Raw genomic sequence first — 16,624 nt, 5'->3', positions numbered from 1 at the left:
CGGGAGAAACGTCAGCATGTCGCAGAATCCATCCGGGGCCGCCCTGCCGCTGTCGGCCGCGCAGCTCGAAGTCTGGTACGCCCAGCAGCTCGACCCGGGCAACCCGATCTGGAACATCGCCGAGTACTACGAGATCGACGGCCCGCTGCGCGAGGACGTCTTCACCGACGCCGTGCGCCGCGCGGTCACCGAGGCGGAGTGCCTGCGGGTGCGGTTCCACGCCGAGGGCGATACCGTGTGCCAGGTCGTCGAGCCGCTGACCGGGTCGCCGTTGACGCTGCTCGGCTTCGATGCCGAGCAGGACGCGCTCGAGTGGATGCGGGCCGACGTCCGCCGTCCCGTGGACCCGGCGGACCCCGCCGCGCCGCTGTACGAGATGGCGCTGCTCCGGCTGGCTGACGAGAAGCACTACTTCTACACCCGCGCGCACCACGTCCTGTGGGACGGCTTCAGCGAGGCGGTGTTCGCGCGGCGCGTCGCCACGATCTACACCGCGCTCGTGGACGGCGGCGACCCGGCCGAAGGCGCGTTCGAGCCGCTGTCGGTGCTGCTCGCCGACGAAGAGTCCTATTTGGACTCGAAGCAGGCGGAGCGCGACCGCGAGTTCTGGGCCGGAAGGTTCCCGGAGACCCCGGAGCTGACCACCGTGGCGAGCCGCCCGGTGGTGCCCGCGGACGGCTTCCTCCGGCGCGGCGCGACCCTGGACCCGGCCGCCGCCGCGGCTCTGCGCGCGCTGGCCTGGGAAGACCGGGCCGCGTGGCCGACGTTCGTGATCGCCGCGATGGGCGCGTACCTGCAGCGGCTGACCGGCGGCCCCGAGGTCGTCCTCTCGCTGCCGGTGACCGCCCGCACCACCGACGCGACCCGCGCAATCCCCGGCATGCGCGCCAACGTGCTGCCGCTGCCCCTGGCGATCCGCCCGGCGATGACCCGCGGCGAGCTGCTCGGCCACGTCGGCAAGGAGGTCCGCCGGACGCTGAAGCACCAGCGCCACCGCGGCCGCGAGGTGCGTGGGCTGATCGGCCTGCCGCCGACCGACACCCGGCCGTTCGGGCCGGAGCTGAACGTCGCGTCCTTCGTGGAGCAGCTGCGGTTCGGGCCGTGCCCGGGCCGCACGCACAACCTGTCCACCGCGCCGAACGACGACCTCTCCATCACCGTCTACGACAGCGAAGACGGCGGGCTCGGCGTCCTCTTCGACGGCAACCCGAAGCTGTACACGGCCGGCGACCTCGACCGGCTGGCCCACCGGTTCCTCGGCTACCTGCGCGACCTGGGGGACTGGCCGGCGGACCGGCCGCTGGGCGGGATCGACGTGCTCGACCCGGCCGAACGCGAGCTGCTGGTCGGCTGGACCGGCACCAGCGGCGCACCGGAATTCACCGGCGTCGTCGAGCGGATCGACGCGATCGCCGCCGCCCGGCCCGACGCGGTCGCGGTGGTCGACGACGCCGGTGAGACCACTTATGCGGACCTGTGCGGCCGGGCGGCCGCCGTCGCGCGGCAGCTGCGGGAGCGCGGGCTGGCGAAGGGCGACCGGGTCGGCATCCTCGACGGGCCCGGCACCGGGTTCATCGCGGCGATGGTCGGGGTCTGGGCCGCGGGCGGCGCGTACGTCCCGCTCGACCCGCGGGCGCCGGGCGCCCGCACGGCCCAGCTGATCGCGGAAAGCGGGGCCACGGCGGTGATCGCGGCTCCGGCGTACCGGGAGGCCGTCGTCGCGCTCGGCGTGGACCCGCTCGTGCCGGCCGGAACCGGCGGAAGCCTGCTCGACGCGGCGGTGCCGGCCGAGGTCGACGACCTCGCCTACGTCCTGTTCACCTCCGGCTCCACCGGCACGCCCAAGGGCGCGATGGTCACCCACGGCGGGCTGGTCAACCACCTCCAGGCCAAGATCGACGACCTGGACCTGCGCGGCGAGGACGTCGTGGTGCAGAACGCGCCGCTGTCGTTCGACATCTCGATCTGGCAGATGGTCTGCGCCCTGGTGCTCGGCGGCCGCGTGCGCGTCGTCGGCCGCGAGGTCGCCGGCGACCCGGCGGCACTGTTCGGCGTCACCGCTCGCGAGAGCGTGACGATCCTCGAAGTCGTGCCGTCGCTGCTGCGGGCCGCGCTCGACTCCTGGGACGACGGCGCCCCGACGCCGGAGCTGCCGCTCCTGCGTGAGCTGGTCGTGACCGGCGAGCCGCTGCCCCCGGACCTCTGCCGCCGCTGGTTCTCGCGGTTCGCCGGGATCCCGATGGTCAACGCCTACGGGCCGACCGAATGCGCCGACGACGTCACGCACGCGGTGCTCACGTCCGCCAGCCCGCTCGACGGGCCGCTGGTGCCGATCGGGCACGCCGTGCGCAACACCCGGCTCTACGTGCTCGGCGACGGCCTGCGCCCGGTCCCGCCGGGTGTCCCCGGCGAGCTGTACGTCGCAGGGCACGGGGTCGGCCGCGGCTACCTGGCCGACCCCGGCCGTACCGCCACGACGTTCCTGCCGGACCCGTTCCAGCCCGGCTCGGGCGCGCGGATGTACCGCACCGGCGACATCGTGCGCCACCGCGACGACGGCCAGCTGGAGTTCCTCCGGCGCCGCGACCGCCAGGTCAAGATCCGCGGCCACCGCATCGAGATCGGCGAGGTCGAGGTCGCCCTGCGCGCGCTGCCGGGCGTCACCGACGCCGTGGTGGTCGTCGGCACCGACCCGGCCGGGCAGAAGCGGCTCGTGGGCTACGTCGTCGGCGACGGCGATCCCGAGCAGTGGCGGGCCGCGACGGCCGAGCGGCTGCCGGGCCACCTGGTGCCGTCGGTGTTCGAAGCGCTGCCGGCGCTGCCGCTGACCCCGAATGGCAAGGTCGACCTCAAGGCACTGCCGGAGCCCCGCGTGGACACCGGCACCGACGTCCGCGCCCCGCGGACCGCGAACGAGGAACTCGTGACCACGGCGTTCGCCGAGGTCCTCGACGTTTCGCGGGTCGGTGTCGACGACAGCTTCTTCGACCTCGGCGGACACTCCCTGCTCGGCACCCGGCTGATCGGGAAGCTGCGCCGCGCCACCGGGATCGAGCTTTCCCTCAAGGACCTGTTCGGCGCGCCGAAGGCCGCCGACCTGGCCGCGCTGCTCGACGGCCCGATCCGGCCCCGGCCCCCGCTGATGCGTGCGGAGCGGCCGGCGCGCATCCCGCTTTCGCCCGCCCAGCAACGGTTGTGGTTCCTCGACCGGATGGAAGGCCCGAGCGGCACCTACAACGTGCCCGCGGTGACGCGGCTGTCCGGTGACCTCGACCGCGACGCCCTCGAGCGGGCGGTCTGGGACCTCATCGCGCGCCACGAGACCCTGCGCACGGTCTTCCCCGACGACGGCGGCGAACCGCGTCAGGTCGTCCTGGCCCCCGAGGCCGCCCGACCGCGGCTGGACGTCGTCGAGAGCACCGAGGACGACCTCGCCGAGGACTTGGCCGACGCGGGTGCGCACGTCTTCGACCTGGCGACCGAGATCCCGGTGTGCCCGACGCTGTTCGAGCTGGGCGAGCGCGAGCACGTCCTGCTCGTGGTGGTGCACCACATCGCCGCCGACGGCTGGTCGGCCGCCCCGCTGGCCCGCGACCTGAGCGCCGCCTACAACGCCCGCAAGCGCGGGCAGGCACCGGACTGGACCCCGCTGGAAGTCCAGTACGCCGACTACACGAGCTGGCAGACCGAACTGCTCGGCGCCGACGACGACCCGGGCAGCCTCGCGAACGAGCAGATCGAGTACTGGCGGGCCGAGCTCGTCGGGCTGACCACCGACCTCAACCTCCCGCTCGACCGGCCGCGGCCGGAGAACCGGACACCGCGGGGCGACACGATCCACTTCCCGCTCGACGCCGGGCTGCATACGGGCGTCACCGAGCTGGCCAGGGCGTGCGGGGCCACGCCGTTCATGGTCGTGCAGGCCGCGCTCGCCACGCTGCTGTCGCGCATCGGCGGCAGCACGGACATCGCGCTCGTCAGCCCGGTCGCCGGGCGCACCGAGCCGGTGCTCGACCCGCTGGTCGGGCTGTTCCTCAACACCGTGCTCCTGCGGACCGACCTGTCCGGCGACCCGAGCTTCCACGCCCTGCTCGCCCGGGTGCGCGAAACCGAACTCGCCGCTTACGCGCATCAGGACGTGCCGTTCGAGCGGCTGATGGAGACCATCCGGCCGGCGCGCTCCGGCGGCGCGAAGACGATGTTCGAGGTCATCCTGACCTTCCAGAACAACGAGCGGCCCGAGGTCGCGATGGACGGGCTGGCCGGGCACTTCGAGCTGGCCACTAACGGCACCGCGAAGTTCGACCTGTCGTTCGACTTCGTCGAGGACTTCGGTGCCGACGGCGTCCCGGCCGGGATGACCCTCGGCCTGGAGTACAGCACGGACCTCTTCTTCGAAGACACCGCCCGCCTGCTCGGCGAACGCTTCCTGGCCGTGCTCGCCTCGGCCGTCGCCGATCCCGGCCGGACTCTGTCCACTTTGGACCTGCTCGCCGCGGGGGAGCGCGAGACGCTGCTCGGGGAGTGGAGCAAGCGCGCCGCCAGCGTGCCGGAGCTGCTGGCCGGCTTGCCGGTCGCCCCGCCCGCGCGACCGCGGGTGTACCTCCTGGACGAGCACCTGCGGCTCGTCCCGCCCGGCGTGCCGGGGTGGTGGTACGTCGCGTCGAGCCGCCCGCTGACGACGACGGACGCGGACCCCGTCGCGCTCGCCACGACGCTCGTGCCCAGCCCGTTCGGCAAGGCGGGCACCCGGATGGCCGCGACCGGCCGTCGCGGCCGGTGGAGCCGCTACGGCGAGCCGGAAGTGCTGGAACCGGTCCGGCCGCAGCCCGAACCCGAGGTCGTCGGCCCGCGCTCCCAGGAGCCGCGCAACCCGGGCGAAGAGATGCTGTGCCGGCTGTTCGCCGAGGTGCTCGGCCGCGAGAGCGTCGGCATCGACGACAACTTCTTCGAGTGCGGCGGGCATTCGCTGCTCGTCACCAAGCTGGTCGGCCGGATCGAGGCCGTCCTGCACGCCGGGCTGACCATCCGCGAGGTCTTCGAGAACCAGACGCCGGCCCGGCTCGCGACCCGGCTCGGCGGCACGGGCACCCGGCCCGCACTGACCGCGGGCCCGCGTCCCGGCCGGGTGCCGCTGTCGTTCTCGCAGCAGCGGCTGTGGTTCCTCAACCAGTTCGAAGGACCCGGCGCCACCTACAACATCCCGATCGCCTTGCGGCTGACCGGAACCCTCGACGTCGACGCGATGCGGACCGCGCTGCGGGACCTCGTCGAGCGGCACGAGGTGCTGCGCACGGTGTACCCGCAGGTGGACGGCGAAGGCGTCCAGCTCGTGCTCGCCGCGACCGAAGCGGAACCGGAGCTGCCGATCGTCGAGACCACGGCGGACCGGCTCGACGAGGCGCTGAGCGAGGCCGCGCGGACCGCGTTCGACGTGACGCGGGACGTGCCGCTGCGGCCGACGCTGTTCGCCGTCGCGCCGGACGAGCACGTGCTGCTGCTGGTGCTGCACCACATCGCCGGCGACGGCTGGTCGGCCGCCCCGCTGGCGCGCGACCTCGCCCGGGCCTACGCCCGCCGTCTCGACGGCGTCGCCCCGGACTGGGCGCCCCTGCCGGTGCAGTACGCGGACTACGCGCTGTGGCAGCGCGAGCTGCTGGGCGACGCCGGCGACCCGGAAAGCCTGCAGGCGCGCCAGCTCGCGTACTGGAGCGAGGCGCTGACCGGCCTGCCCGGCGAGCTGCCGCTGCGGGTCGACCGGCCGCGCCCGGCCACCTCGACCTACCGCGGCGACATCGTCCCCTTCACCCTCGACGCGGACCTGCACGCCCGGCTCGACCGGCTGGCCGCGGAGACGGGCTCGACGGTGTTCATGGTGCTGCAGGCCGCCGTGGCCGCCGTGCTCGGCAAGTACGGCGCGGGCGACGACATCCCGCTCGGCACCCTGGTCGCCGGCCGCACCGACGCCGCGCTGGCCGACCTGGCCGGGTTCTTCGTCAACACGCTCGTGCTGCGCGTCGACCTGGCCGGCGACCCGGCGTTCCGTGAGCTGCTGGGCCGGGTCCGGGAGACCGACCTCGCCGGGTACGGCAACCAGGACGTCCCGTTCGAACGGCTCGTCGAGGTGCTCAACCCGCCGCGCGTGCGGGCCCGGCACCCGCTGTTCCAGGTCGCGATCACGTTGCACAGCAACGAAACCCCGCGCGTGGAGCTGCCCGGCCTGACGCTGGGCGGCGAGCTGGTCCCGACCGGCACCGCGGACCTGGACCTGCACTTCGAGTTCGCCGAAGAGCGGACCGGCGACAACACCTGCGCCGGTGTGCTTTCGCTGATCAAGTACAGCACCGACCTCTTCGACCGCGAGACGGTGGAGCGGCTGGCCGCCGGCCTGGCGCGGTTCCTCGACCGCGCGCTCACCCGGCCGGAGCTGCCGCTCAGCCGGGTCGGGGTGCTCAGCCTCGCGGAGGAACACCGGCTGCTGGTCGACTGGAACGACACCGGGCGCCCGCTCGGCATGACCGACGTCGTCGCCCGGGTGCGGGAGTTCGCCGGGCGCTGCCCGGAGAGGATCGCGATCGGCGACGAACACGGCGAAACGACGTACGCGGATCTCGTCCGCCGCGCGAACGCCGTCACCACCCGGCTGCGCGACGCCGGGGCCGCGACCGGCTCGCTCGTCGCGCTGCTGGCCGAACCGGGCGCCGGCTACGTCGCGTCGGTGCTGGGTGTGCTCGGTGCCGGGTGCGCCTACCTGCCTCTGGACGCCGCCGCGCCCGTCGTCCGGAACGCCGGTCTCCTGAACGAAAGCGCTCCGGTCGTCCTCCTGGCCGACCCGGCCCACGGGACGCTCGCCGCCGAACTGGCCGGCGGTGTCCCCGTCCTGACCCTCGACGGCGCGACCGCCGAGGACGCGCCGCCGCTGTCCGGCGACGAGCTGGACCTCGCGTACGTGCTGTACACGTCCGGGTCGACCGGCCGGCCCAAGGGCGCCATGGTGGCGCGGCGGGGCATGGCCAACCACCTGCTCGCGAAGGTCGAGGACCTCGACCTCGGCGAGCGGGACGTCGTGGTCCACAACGCGCCGGTCACCTTCGACATCTCGGTCTGGCAGATGCTGGCGCCGCTCGTCGCGGGCGGGCGGGTCCAGGTGACCGGCCGCGAGTCCGCGCGCGATCCGCGTGCCCTGTTCGCGACGGTGGCCGAGCACGGCGTCACCGTCCTGGAGATCGTGCCCTCCCTGCTGGCCGCCACCCTCGATGCCTGGGAGATCGAGGGTGGCGCGCCGGCGCTGCCGGACCTGCGCCTGCTGGTCGTCACCGGCGAGGCCCTGCCGCCGCGGTCCTGCGAACGCTGGCTCGCGCGGTTCCCCGGCGTCCCGCTGGTCAACGCCTACGGGCCCACGGAGTGCTCGGACGACGTCACGCACGCCGTGCTCACCACGGCACCGGCCGGGTCGCGGACACCGATCGGCTCGCCGCTGCGCAACACCGCGCTCTACGTCCTCGACGACCACCTGCGGCCGGTTCCGGCCGGGGTGCCGGGCGAGCTGTACGTCGGCGGGCTCGGCGTCGGCCGCGGTTACCTGGCCGATCCCGGCCGCACCTCGGCGACCTTCGTGCCGGACCCGTTCCGGCCGGCGCCGGGGGAGCGGATGTACCGCACCGGCGACCTCGTCGTGCTGCGCGCCGACGACCGGCTGGAGTTCCTGCACCGCCGCGACGACCAGGTCAAGATCCGCGGCAACCGCATCGAGCTCGGCGAGATCGAGGCGGCGCTGCGGGCCCAGCCCGAGATCCGCGACGCGGTCGTGCAGCCCCACGGCGACGAACTGGCCGCCTACGTCGTGCTGCACAGCGACATCCCCGACGACGAACTGCGCGGGCGGCTCGCCCGCGCCGTACCCGGCTACATGGTGCCCGGGGCCTACGTCCGGCTGGAGACGCTGCCGCTGACCCCGAACGGCAAGGTCGACCGCAAGGCGCTGGTGCCGCCGAGCACCGGCGCGGCCGAACCCGGCCGGGCCCCGGAAACCGAGCGCGAACGGCGGCTGCAGGCCCTCTTCGCCGAGGTGCTGGGCCGCGAAGTCGGCGTCACGGACGACTTCTTCGCCCACGGCGGGCATTCGCTGCTGGCCACCCGCCTGGCCAGCCGGATCCGCACCGAGCTGGACGCCGAGGTGTCCGTCCAGGACCTCTTCGACCACCCGACGGCCGCCGGGCTCGCCGGCCGGCTGGACCGCGCGCGGACCCGCGCCGCGCTGGTGGTCCGGCCGCGTCCCGGGGTGCTTCCGCTGTCGTTCGCGCAGCAGCGGCTGTGGTTCCTCAGCCGGTTCGAAGAGCAGAGCGCGGCGTACACGCTGTCCGTCGCGGTGAAGCTCACCGGCCCGGTCGACACCGGTGCCCTCACGGCCGCTTTCGACGACGTCGTCTCGCGGCACGAGAGCCTGCGGACGGTGTTCCCCGAGCACGACGGGGTCCCGTACCAGCGGATCGTCGAGGTCACGGGGTTGTTCACCGCCACCGACGTCACCACCGGGGAGCTGGACGGCGCCGTGCGCGCCGCCACCCGGCGGGGCTTCGACCTGGCGGTGGAGCCGCCGTTGCGGGCCACGCTGCTCAGCACCGGCGAGCGGGCGCACGTGCTGGTCGTCGTCGTGCACCACATCGCCGCCGACGGCTGGTCGTTCGGGCCGCTGACCCGCGACCTCTCCCACGCCTACGCCGCCAGGCTGGCCGGGCGGACGCCGGACTGGGCGCCGCTGCCCGTGCAGTACGCGGACTTCGCGCTGTGGCAACGGGATCTGCTCGGCGCCGAGGACGACCCGGACAGCCTCGCCACGCGGCAGCTGGACCACTGGCGCACCACCCTGGCCGGCGTCCCCGACCAGCTGGAGCTGCCCACTGACCACCCCCGGCCCGCCGTGGCCGACGGGCGTGGCGACCGCGTGTACTTCGAGCTGGACCGCGAGCTGCGGGCCGGCCTCGAACGGCTCGCCGCCGACGCCGGGGTCAGCGTGTTCATGGTGCTGCAGGCCGGGCTCGCCACGCTGCTGGCGAAGCTCGGCGCGGGGGAGGACGTCCCGCTGGGCACCCCGGTCGCCGGGCGGACCGACGACGCGCTGGACGACCTGGTCGGCGTCTTCCTCAACACCCTCGTCCTGCGGACCGACCTCTCCGGCGACCCGACCGTCGCCGAGCTGCTCGCCCGGATCCGCCAGGCCGACCTGACCGCCTACGCCCACCAGGACCTGCCGTTCGAGCGGCTGGTCGACGTGCTCAACCCGGCCCGCTCGCAGGCGCGGACCCCGCTGTTCGGCGTGCTGCTGGTGCTGCACAACAACGCCGGCGCGAGCCTCGAACTGTCCGGAGTGGACGCCGAGGTGCTGCCGGAGCCCACCGGCACGGCCCGGTACGACCTGTCGTTCGAGTTCACCGAGCACGAAAGCGGGTTCGGCGGGTTCGTCGAGTACCGCACCGAGCTGTTCGAAGCGGAGACCGTGACGCGGATGGCGGAGCGCCTGAGCACCGTCCTGCGGGCGATGGCCGGCGACCCGGGCAAGCGGCTCGGCGCGATCGACGTGCTCGACGCCGATGAGCGCGCGCGGATCCTGGTGGCCCGCAACGACACCGCGCGGGAGCTGTCCGCGACGGCCCTGTCCGATCGGTTGCGGGAGACCGCCCAGCGGGCCTGGGACACGGTCGCGCTGGTGGCCGGCGACACCGAGCTCACCTACCGCGAGCTGGACGCCCGGGCGAACCGGCTGGCCCACGTGCTGATCGGGCACGGCGCCGGGCCGGAGGCGGTGGTGGGCCTGGTCCTGCCGCGCTCGGCGGACTTGGTCGTCGCCGTGCTCGCGGTGCTGCGGACCGGGGCCGCGTACCTGCCGATCGACCCCGGGTACCCGGCCGAGCGGGTCGCCTTCATGCTCGAAGACGCGGCCCCCGCGGTGGTCGTCACCACCGCGGGCACCGAGACGGGCAGCGCGCCGCGGGTGCTGCTCGACGACGCCGTTCCGGCGGAGTCCTACCCCACTCCGCCGGACGGTGTCGTCACCCGGCCCGAGAACCCCGCGTACATCCTGTACACGTCGGGTTCCACCGGCCGCCCCAAGGGCGTCGTCGTCCCCGCCGGCGCGCTGGCCAACCTGCTGGACGACATGGTGACCCGCACCCGGATCACCCCGGACGACAGCTTCCTCACGGTCACCACGCCCGGGTTCGACATCGCCAACCTCGAGATCCTGGTGCCCCTGCTCGCCGGGGCGCGGCTGGTGGTCGCGGCCCCCGACGAGGTCCGCGACCCCGCGGTCCTCCGCGAGCTGATCGTCCACACGGGAGCGACGATCATGCAGGCGACGCCGACGCTGTGGCAGGAGCTGGCCGAGACGGCGCCGGAGACCCTGGGCGGGCTGCGGGCGCTGATCGGCGGCGAGGCGGTCAGCCGCGCGCTGGCCGACCGCCTCGGCGAGGTCACCCGGGGCGTCACCAACGTCTACGGCCCCACGGAGACGACGATCTGGTCGACCGCGGCGGACCTGACCGCCGGGCCCGATCGGCCGGGGGCGCCGACGATCGGCGTCCCGCTGGCCAACACGCAGGTCTACGTCCTCGACGCTCGGCTGCGGCCGGTACCGGACGGCGTCCCCGGCGAGCTGTACATCGCTGGCGCCGGGCTCGCCCGGGGCTACCTGAACCGCCCGGGCCTGACCGCGCAGCGGTTCGTCGCCGACCCGTTCGGCGCGCCGGGCACGCGGATGTACCGCACCGGCGACCTGGTGCGGTGGGGTGCCGACGGGCAGCTCGACTACGTCGGCCGGACCGACCACCAGGTGAAGCTCCGCGGGTTCCGCATCGAGCTCGGCGAGATCGAAACCGCGCTCCTGGCCGTGCCGGAGATCGGCCGGGCCACGGTGATCGTGCGCGAGGACGTCCCGGGCGACCGGCGGCTCGTGGCCTACGTCGCCGGCGACGGGATCGAACCGGCGGAGGTGCGGACCCGGCTGGGCCGGACCCTGCCGGACTACATGGTCCCCGCCGCGGTGGTCGTCCTGGAGCGGTTCCCCTTGACTGCCAACGGGAAGCTCGACCGTTCGGCGCTGCCCGCGCCGGCGGCCACGGTCACCGCCGGCCAGGACCGGCTGCGGACCCCGGCCGAAGACCTGCTGTGCGCGGCGTTCGCCGGTGTCCTCGGCGTGCCCGAAGTCGGCCTGCACGACGACTTCTTCGCCCTGGGCGGTCATTCGCTGCTGGCGACGCGGCTGCTGAGCCGGGTCCGCGACGGGCTGGCCGGCGGGCTCGGCATCCGTGACCTGTTCGACCACCCGACACCCGCGCGGCTCGCCCGGCGGATCGAGAGCACCGACGGGGGGACGTCCTTCGACGTGCTGCTCCCGCTGCGCCGGGAAGGCACCCGCGAACCGCTGTTCTGCGTCCACCCGGCCGGCTGCGTCAGCTGGTCCTACCACGGGCTCGCCGCGCACCTGGCCGACCGGCCGCTGCACGGCCTCCAGGCGCGCGGGATCGTCGACGACGCCACCCTGCCCGCCGACGTCGGCGCGATGGCGGCGGACTACCTGGCGGAGATCCGGCGGGTCCAGCCGCACGGGCCCTACCACCTGCTGGGCTGGTCGTTCGGCGGCGTGGTCGCGCACGAGATCGCGTGCAAGCTGCAGGACGAGGGCGAGCAGGTGGCGCTGCTGGTGAGCCTCGACAGCGCGCCGGGCAGCGACGACGACCTGCCGGACGACGAGGAGCTCGCGGCGATCGTGCTGCGGTTCTTCGGCTACCGCGGCGACGAGGACCCGGTGCGCGGCCCCGACTTCGCCGGGCTGCGCGACCTGTTCACCCGCGAGGCCAACCCTCTGGGCGAACTGACCGCGGAGCAGCTGAAGCGGTGCTTCGCCGCTTGGCGCAACAACCTGAAGCTGCAGAAGGAGTTCGTGCCCCGCACTTTCCGCGGCACGCTGCTGCACTTCGCCGCGGCCGCCGACACGGACAACCGCACCGCCACGGCCTGGACGTCCCATGTGGACGGCGCGGTCGCCGTGACCGACGTGGCCGCCGGGCACGACGCCATGACCGGAGCCGAGCCGCTGCGGCGGATCGGCGCGGCGATCGAAAAGTACCTCGCGAACGAAAGGAGCGATCGGTGACCAACCCCTTCGACGACGAGACGGGCACCTTCCACGTGGTCGTCAACGCCGAAGACCAGCACGCACTCTGGCCCGTGTTCGCCGAACTGCCCGACGGGTGGGACCGCGTGCACGGCCCGGAGACCCGCGCGGCCTGCCTCGCCTACGTCGAGGAGAACTGGCGGGACCTGCGTCCGCGCAGCCTCGCCGCCAAGCACGCCGAATAACCCCGAACTCCGAACCGAAGGAAGAACGACGATGACCAGTACCGAAACCTCCACGCGCACCGCCCGGATCAAGGAGATCGTCTGCGACGTCCTGGAGATCGACGAGGACGAGATGACCCCGACCAGCCTCTTCATCGACGACCACGGCGCCGACTCGCTGCTCGCGATCGAGATCCTCGCGTTGCTGGAGAAGGAGTTCAAGGTGACCATCGAGCAGGCCGAGCTGCCGCGGATGGTGAACCTGACCGCCGTGCACGAAGTGGTCGCAGAGAGCGCGGGCTGGTGACCGGCCACCGGGTGGTGCTCACCGGGCTCGGCGCGCTGTCGAGCATCGGCCTCGGCGCCACCGAGTTCGCGGCCGGCCTGCGGGCCGGGCGCAGCGGCGCCCGGGACATCACCGCCTTCGACACCGCCGGGTTCGAGCACTCCCGCGGCTGCGAGGTGCGCGGGTTCGAACCCGGCGACTGGATCCGGAACCTGCCCGTGGAGTCGCTGGGCCGAGCCAGCCGGTTCGCGGTGGCCGCGGCCCGGATGGCGCTCGAGGACGCGGGCCTGGCGCCCGAAGACCTCCGGTCCCGCCGCGGGATGGTGGCGGTCGGCACCACGGACGGCGAGTCGAACGAACTCGACGAGCTGGCCGCGGCGGGGATCGCCGGCGGGCCGGAGTCGCTGACGCCGCAGCAGGTCCGGCGGGTGCCGCCGAGCCGGCTCTCCACGGCGATCGCCCGGGAGCTGGAGCTCGGCGACGTCGAGGCGACCACGATCGCCACGGCGTGCTCGGCGGGCAACTACGCGCTCGGCTACGGCTTCGACGCGGTCAAGGCGGGCGAAGCCGAGTTCGCGCTGTGCGGCGGCGCGGACGCCATCTGCCGCAAGACCTTCGCCGGGTTCTACCGGCTGGGCACGATCGCGCCGGACAACTGCCGCCCGTTCGACATCGGCCGCAAGGGCATCCTCACCGGCGAGGGCGCCGGCGTGCTCCTGCTGGAGACGCTGGACTCCGCGCTCGCCCGCGGCGCGCGGATCCACGCGGAAGTACTCGGGTACGGCCTGAACTGCGACGCCTACCACCAGGTGGCGCCGAACCAGGACGGCGTCGCGCAGTGCATGCGGCTGGCCCTGGACGACGCCGGGCTCGACCCGGCCCAGGTCGACCTCGTCTCCGCACACGGGACGGGCACCAAGGCCAACGACGTCACCGAGTGCGGCGCCATCCACGACGTCTTCGGCGCCGACGCCCCGCGCACGGTTTCGCTGAAGTCCATGCTCGGCCACACCATGGGGGCGGCGAGCGCGCTCGCCGCGATCGCCGGCGCGCTGGCGATCCGCGAGGGTTTCGTGTTCCCGACCATCAACCACGTCGAGACCGACCCGGAGTGCGCGGTCGACTGCGTCCCCAACCACGCCGTCGACGCCGAGATCGACGTCGTGCAGAACAACGGGATGGCGTTCGGCGGCAACAACGCCAGCGTGGTCCTCGGCCGCTACCCGGCACTGGCCGGATCGGGCCGGGCCGCGTAGTGCGGGCCGCGGGACCAGACGACACGACGCAGTGAGGGAGTGAACAGATGAGCGCAACGGCGACCGGCGCGGTGATCACCGCGTGGTCCGCGGTGTCGCCCTTCGGGATCGGCGGCAAGCATTTCCTGGACGGGCTGCGCACCGGCGAGCCCGCCCGCCACACCACGCAGGCCGAGGGCGGGGTGCCCGGCGAACGCGGCCGCGCCGTCCCGGACTTCGACGTCCGGGAAGTGCTGGGCCGCAAGGGAACCCGCGCGATGGACCGGGTGACGGCGCTGGCGGTCACCGCGGTGGGCCAGGTGTTCGACGCCGGGGCCGCGCCCGGCGGCACGGGGCTGGTGCTCGCGACGAGCGGGAGCACCCAGAGCATGATGGACTTCACCCGGTCGTCGCTGCTCGGGGACAAGCCCTACCACGTCGACCCGGCCCGCATGCCGAACACGGTGATGAACTGCGCCGCCGGCCGCTGCGCGATCTGGTACGGGCTGAACGGGCCCAACGTCACCCTGGCCAGCGGCCGGGTTTCGGGCCTGTCGGCGTTCCGCTACGCGACCCGGCTGCTCGCCCGCGGGCGAGCCGACACCGTGCTGGTGGGCGGGGCCGAAGAGTACTCCGCCGACCGGGCGTGGCTCGACTTCCACAGCCGGGAGGACGGGCCGGCGCCCCGGCCGCTCGGCGAAGGCGCCTGCATGATGCTGCTGGAGCGGGCCGAGACGGCGACCACGGGCCGGCCGCGGGCCCTCGCGATCACGTCGCGTGTCTTCGCGGCCGACGACCTGCGCGACGCGTTGCGCGACTGCGTGCACGCGGCGCTGGCCGAGGCCGGTGTCGCCCCGGCAGCGGTGGACGTCGTCGTGCCCTCCGGGGCGGGCGGGCGAACCGGCGCGCAGGAGACCGAGGTCCTGGACACGGTGTTCGGCGCCGCTCACCGGCTCGACGTCGGCGCCCTGATCGGGGACACCGGCGCCGCGTCGGCGTGCTTCGGGGTGGTCGCCGCGCTCGGCGAGGCCGAGACCGGCGCCCGGATCGCCGTCGTGACGTCGGCCGATGCCGACGGATCCGTGGCGTGCGGTGTCTTCGGGCTGCCGGGGGACGAGCGTTGACCGGGACGGCGAGCCCGGTCCGGGGTGCGGTGGAGGTGCTGGAGGCCGGCGTCCAGGCGGACGGCGGCTGGCACTCGAAAGCCCGCTTCGGGGTCCGTGAGATCGAACCGGTCTTCGCGGGTCACTACCCGGGACTGCCGCTGTTCCCGGGCGTCTGCCTGGTCGAGTGCGTGCACCGCGGCGCGGTCGCGGCCCGGCCACCCGGCACCGGGGAGCTGCGGCTCGCGGAGCTGGGGTCCGCCCGGTTCGTCTCGGCCGTCGTGCCGGGTGACGTGCTCGAGCTGGCCCTGGACTGGAAGCGCGAGGACGGCGGCTGGCGCGTCTCGGCCAAGATCGGCACCGCGCGCGGCCGGGCGGCGACCGTCCGGCTGCACTACGCGGAGGACCCGGCGTGATCGGCGGCGCGGGGGTGCGGGAGCTGCTGCCGCACCGGTACCCGATCCTGCTGGTGGACCGGGTGGTGGAGCTGGAACCGGGGGTGCGGGCGGTCACCGTCAAGGCCGTGACCGCGAACGAGCCGTGGTACGCGACCCTCGGCGAAGACGTCGCCGAGGAGCAGCTCGCGTATCCGGACGTGCTGCTCGTCGAGTCCTTCGCGCAGTCGGCCGGGGTGCTCGGCGTCACCGGCGGCGCTTCCGGGGCCGGGCGGGTGACGCTGATCGGCTCGGTCTCCGGGGTCCGGTTCCACGGCAAGGTGTTCCCCGGCGACCTGGTGGAGCACCGGCTGCACGTGGTCCGCGTGTTCGACGACAGCGCGATCGTCGCGGGCGAGAGCACGGCGGGCGGGCGCCCGGTGCTCAGCGTGGAGCGCATGACGCTGGCGTTCCGGCCCGAAGCGGACCTGGACACGATCGACGAAAACGGGACGGGAGAAGGATGAGCGAGGAGAGCGCTCCGCGGGTCGCCCTGGTCAGCGGCGGGTCGCGCGGGATCGGCGCGGCCGTGGTCCGGCGGCTGGCCGAGGACGGCTGGGACGTCGGGTTCTGCTACCGCTCGGACGAACGGGCGGCGACCGAAGTGGAGAAACTGGCCGGTGAGTCCGGCGTACGCGCCCTGGGGGTGCGCGTCGACGTCGGCAACGCGGCCGAGGTGCGGGACTGGGTGGACCGCGTCGAGGGCGAGCTGGGCCCGGTCGGGGTGGTGGTCACCTCGGCCGGGATCACCCGCGACCAGCCCCTCGCCCTGATGTCCGACGACCAGTGGAACGACGTCGTCCACACCAATCTCGACGGCGTTTACCACGTCTGCCGCCCGGCGGTGTTCGCGATGATGAAACGGCGTGCCGGCTGCGTCGTGAACCTGTCGTCGGTATCCGGGGTGTACGGGAACGCGACGCAGACGAACTATTCGGCGAGCAAGGCCGGGATCATCGGGTTCACCCGCGCGCTGGCCAAGGAGGTCGGCCGGTACGGAATCCGGGCGAACGCCGTGGCACCGGGGATCATCGACACCGAGATGACGCGCGTGATGACCGAGTCCGCCCGCGAGAAGATGCTGAAGGCCATTCCGCTGCGGCGGTTCGGAACGGCGGACGAGGTGGCCGATCTGGTTTCCTTCCTCGCCTCGCCGCGCGCGTCCTATGTCACCGGTTCCGTTTTCCAGATCGACGGCGGAATCACCGTCTGAGTGCGAAGGAGTCCGTT

At 73.8% G+C, this 16,624-nt stretch carries 8 protein-coding genes; all 8 read left to right on the top strand.

Annotated elements, in window-relative coordinates:
* Positions 1-16: 16 nt before the first annotated feature.
* The 8 genes from QQ657_RS05165 to fabG are packed head-to-tail and all read left to right on the top strand — an operon-like array spanning position 17 to position 16,607.
* The gene (locus tag QQ657_RS05165) at positions 17-12,151 is read left to right on the top strand and encodes an amino acid adenylation domain-containing protein (protein ID WP_284740881.1); all 12,135 of its coding nucleotides are present in this window, start codon (positions 17-19) and stop codon (positions 12,149-12,151) included.
* The gene (locus QQ657_RS05160) at positions 12,148-12,357 is read left to right on the top strand and encodes an MbtH family protein (RefSeq protein WP_284740880.1); all 210 of its coding nucleotides are present in this window, start codon (positions 12,148-12,150) and stop codon (positions 12,355-12,357) included. Before QQ657_RS05165 ends, QQ657_RS05160 begins: the two co-directional genes overlap by 4 nt.
* Positions 12,358-12,388: 31 nt before the next feature.
* Positions 12,389-12,643, top strand: a complete 255-nt coding sequence (locus tag QQ657_RS05155) for a phosphopantetheine-binding protein (protein ID WP_155547004.1) — start codon at positions 12,389-12,391, stop codon at positions 12,641-12,643.
* Positions 12,640-13,878, top strand: a complete 1,239-nt coding sequence (locus QQ657_RS05150) for a beta-ketoacyl-[acyl-carrier-protein] synthase family protein (RefSeq protein WP_284740879.1) — start codon at positions 12,640-12,642, stop codon at positions 13,876-13,878. The genes QQ657_RS05155 and QQ657_RS05150 overlap by 4 nt, the downstream gene beginning before the upstream one ends.
* A gap of 47 nt (positions 13,879-13,925) precedes the next feature.
* Positions 13,926-14,981: a beta-ketoacyl synthase N-terminal-like domain-containing protein gene (locus QQ657_RS05145; protein WP_284740878.1), complete on the top strand. Its 1,056-nt coding sequence runs from the start codon at positions 13,926-13,928 to the stop codon at positions 14,979-14,981.
* Positions 14,978-15,376, top strand: a complete 399-nt coding sequence (locus QQ657_RS05140) for a 3-hydroxyacyl-ACP dehydratase FabZ family protein (RefSeq protein WP_284740877.1) — start codon at positions 14,978-14,980, stop codon at positions 15,374-15,376. The genes QQ657_RS05145 and QQ657_RS05140 overlap by 4 nt, the downstream gene beginning before the upstream one ends.
* Entirely contained in the window at positions 15,373-15,861 is a 489-nt protein-coding gene (locus QQ657_RS05135; protein ID WP_284740876.1) for a 3-hydroxyacyl-ACP dehydratase FabZ family protein, read from the top strand. Before QQ657_RS05140 ends, QQ657_RS05135 begins: the two co-directional genes overlap by 4 nt.
* On the top strand, positions 15,858-16,607 hold the full coding sequence (gene fabG, locus QQ657_RS05130; RefSeq protein WP_284740875.1) for a 3-oxoacyl-[acyl-carrier-protein] reductase: 750 nt from the start codon (positions 15,858-15,860) through the stop codon (positions 16,605-16,607). The genes QQ657_RS05135 and fabG overlap by 4 nt, the downstream gene beginning before the upstream one ends.
* The last annotated feature ends 17 nt before the right edge of the window (positions 16,608-16,624 follow it).

This window comes from Amycolatopsis ponsaeliensis (genome assembly GCF_030182635.1).
Classification (GTDB): domain Bacteria; phylum Actinomycetota; class Actinomycetes; order Mycobacteriales; family Pseudonocardiaceae; genus Amycolatopsis; species Amycolatopsis ponsaeliensis.
The sequence above is the reverse complement of the archived record's forward strand: the minus strand, read 5'-3'. Positions and strand labels throughout refer to the sequence as shown.

Excerpts from the sequence above, each read along its gene's own strand:
- QQ657_RS05165 (WP_284740881.1), top strand. The coding sequence starts at position 17 with ATGTCGCAGAATCCATCCGGGGCCGCCCTGCCGCTGTCGGCCGCGCAG.
- QQ657_RS05155 (WP_155547004.1), top strand. The coding sequence starts at position 12,389 with ATGACCAGTACCGAAACCTCCACGCGCACCGCCCGGATCAAGGAGATC.
- QQ657_RS05145 (WP_284740878.1), top strand. The coding sequence starts at position 13,926 with ATGAGCGCAACGGCGACCGGCGCGGTGATCACCGCGTGGTCCGCGGTG.
- fabG (WP_284740875.1), top strand. The coding sequence starts at position 15,858 with ATGAGCGAGGAGAGCGCTCCGCGGGTCGCCCTGGTCAGCGGCGGGTCG.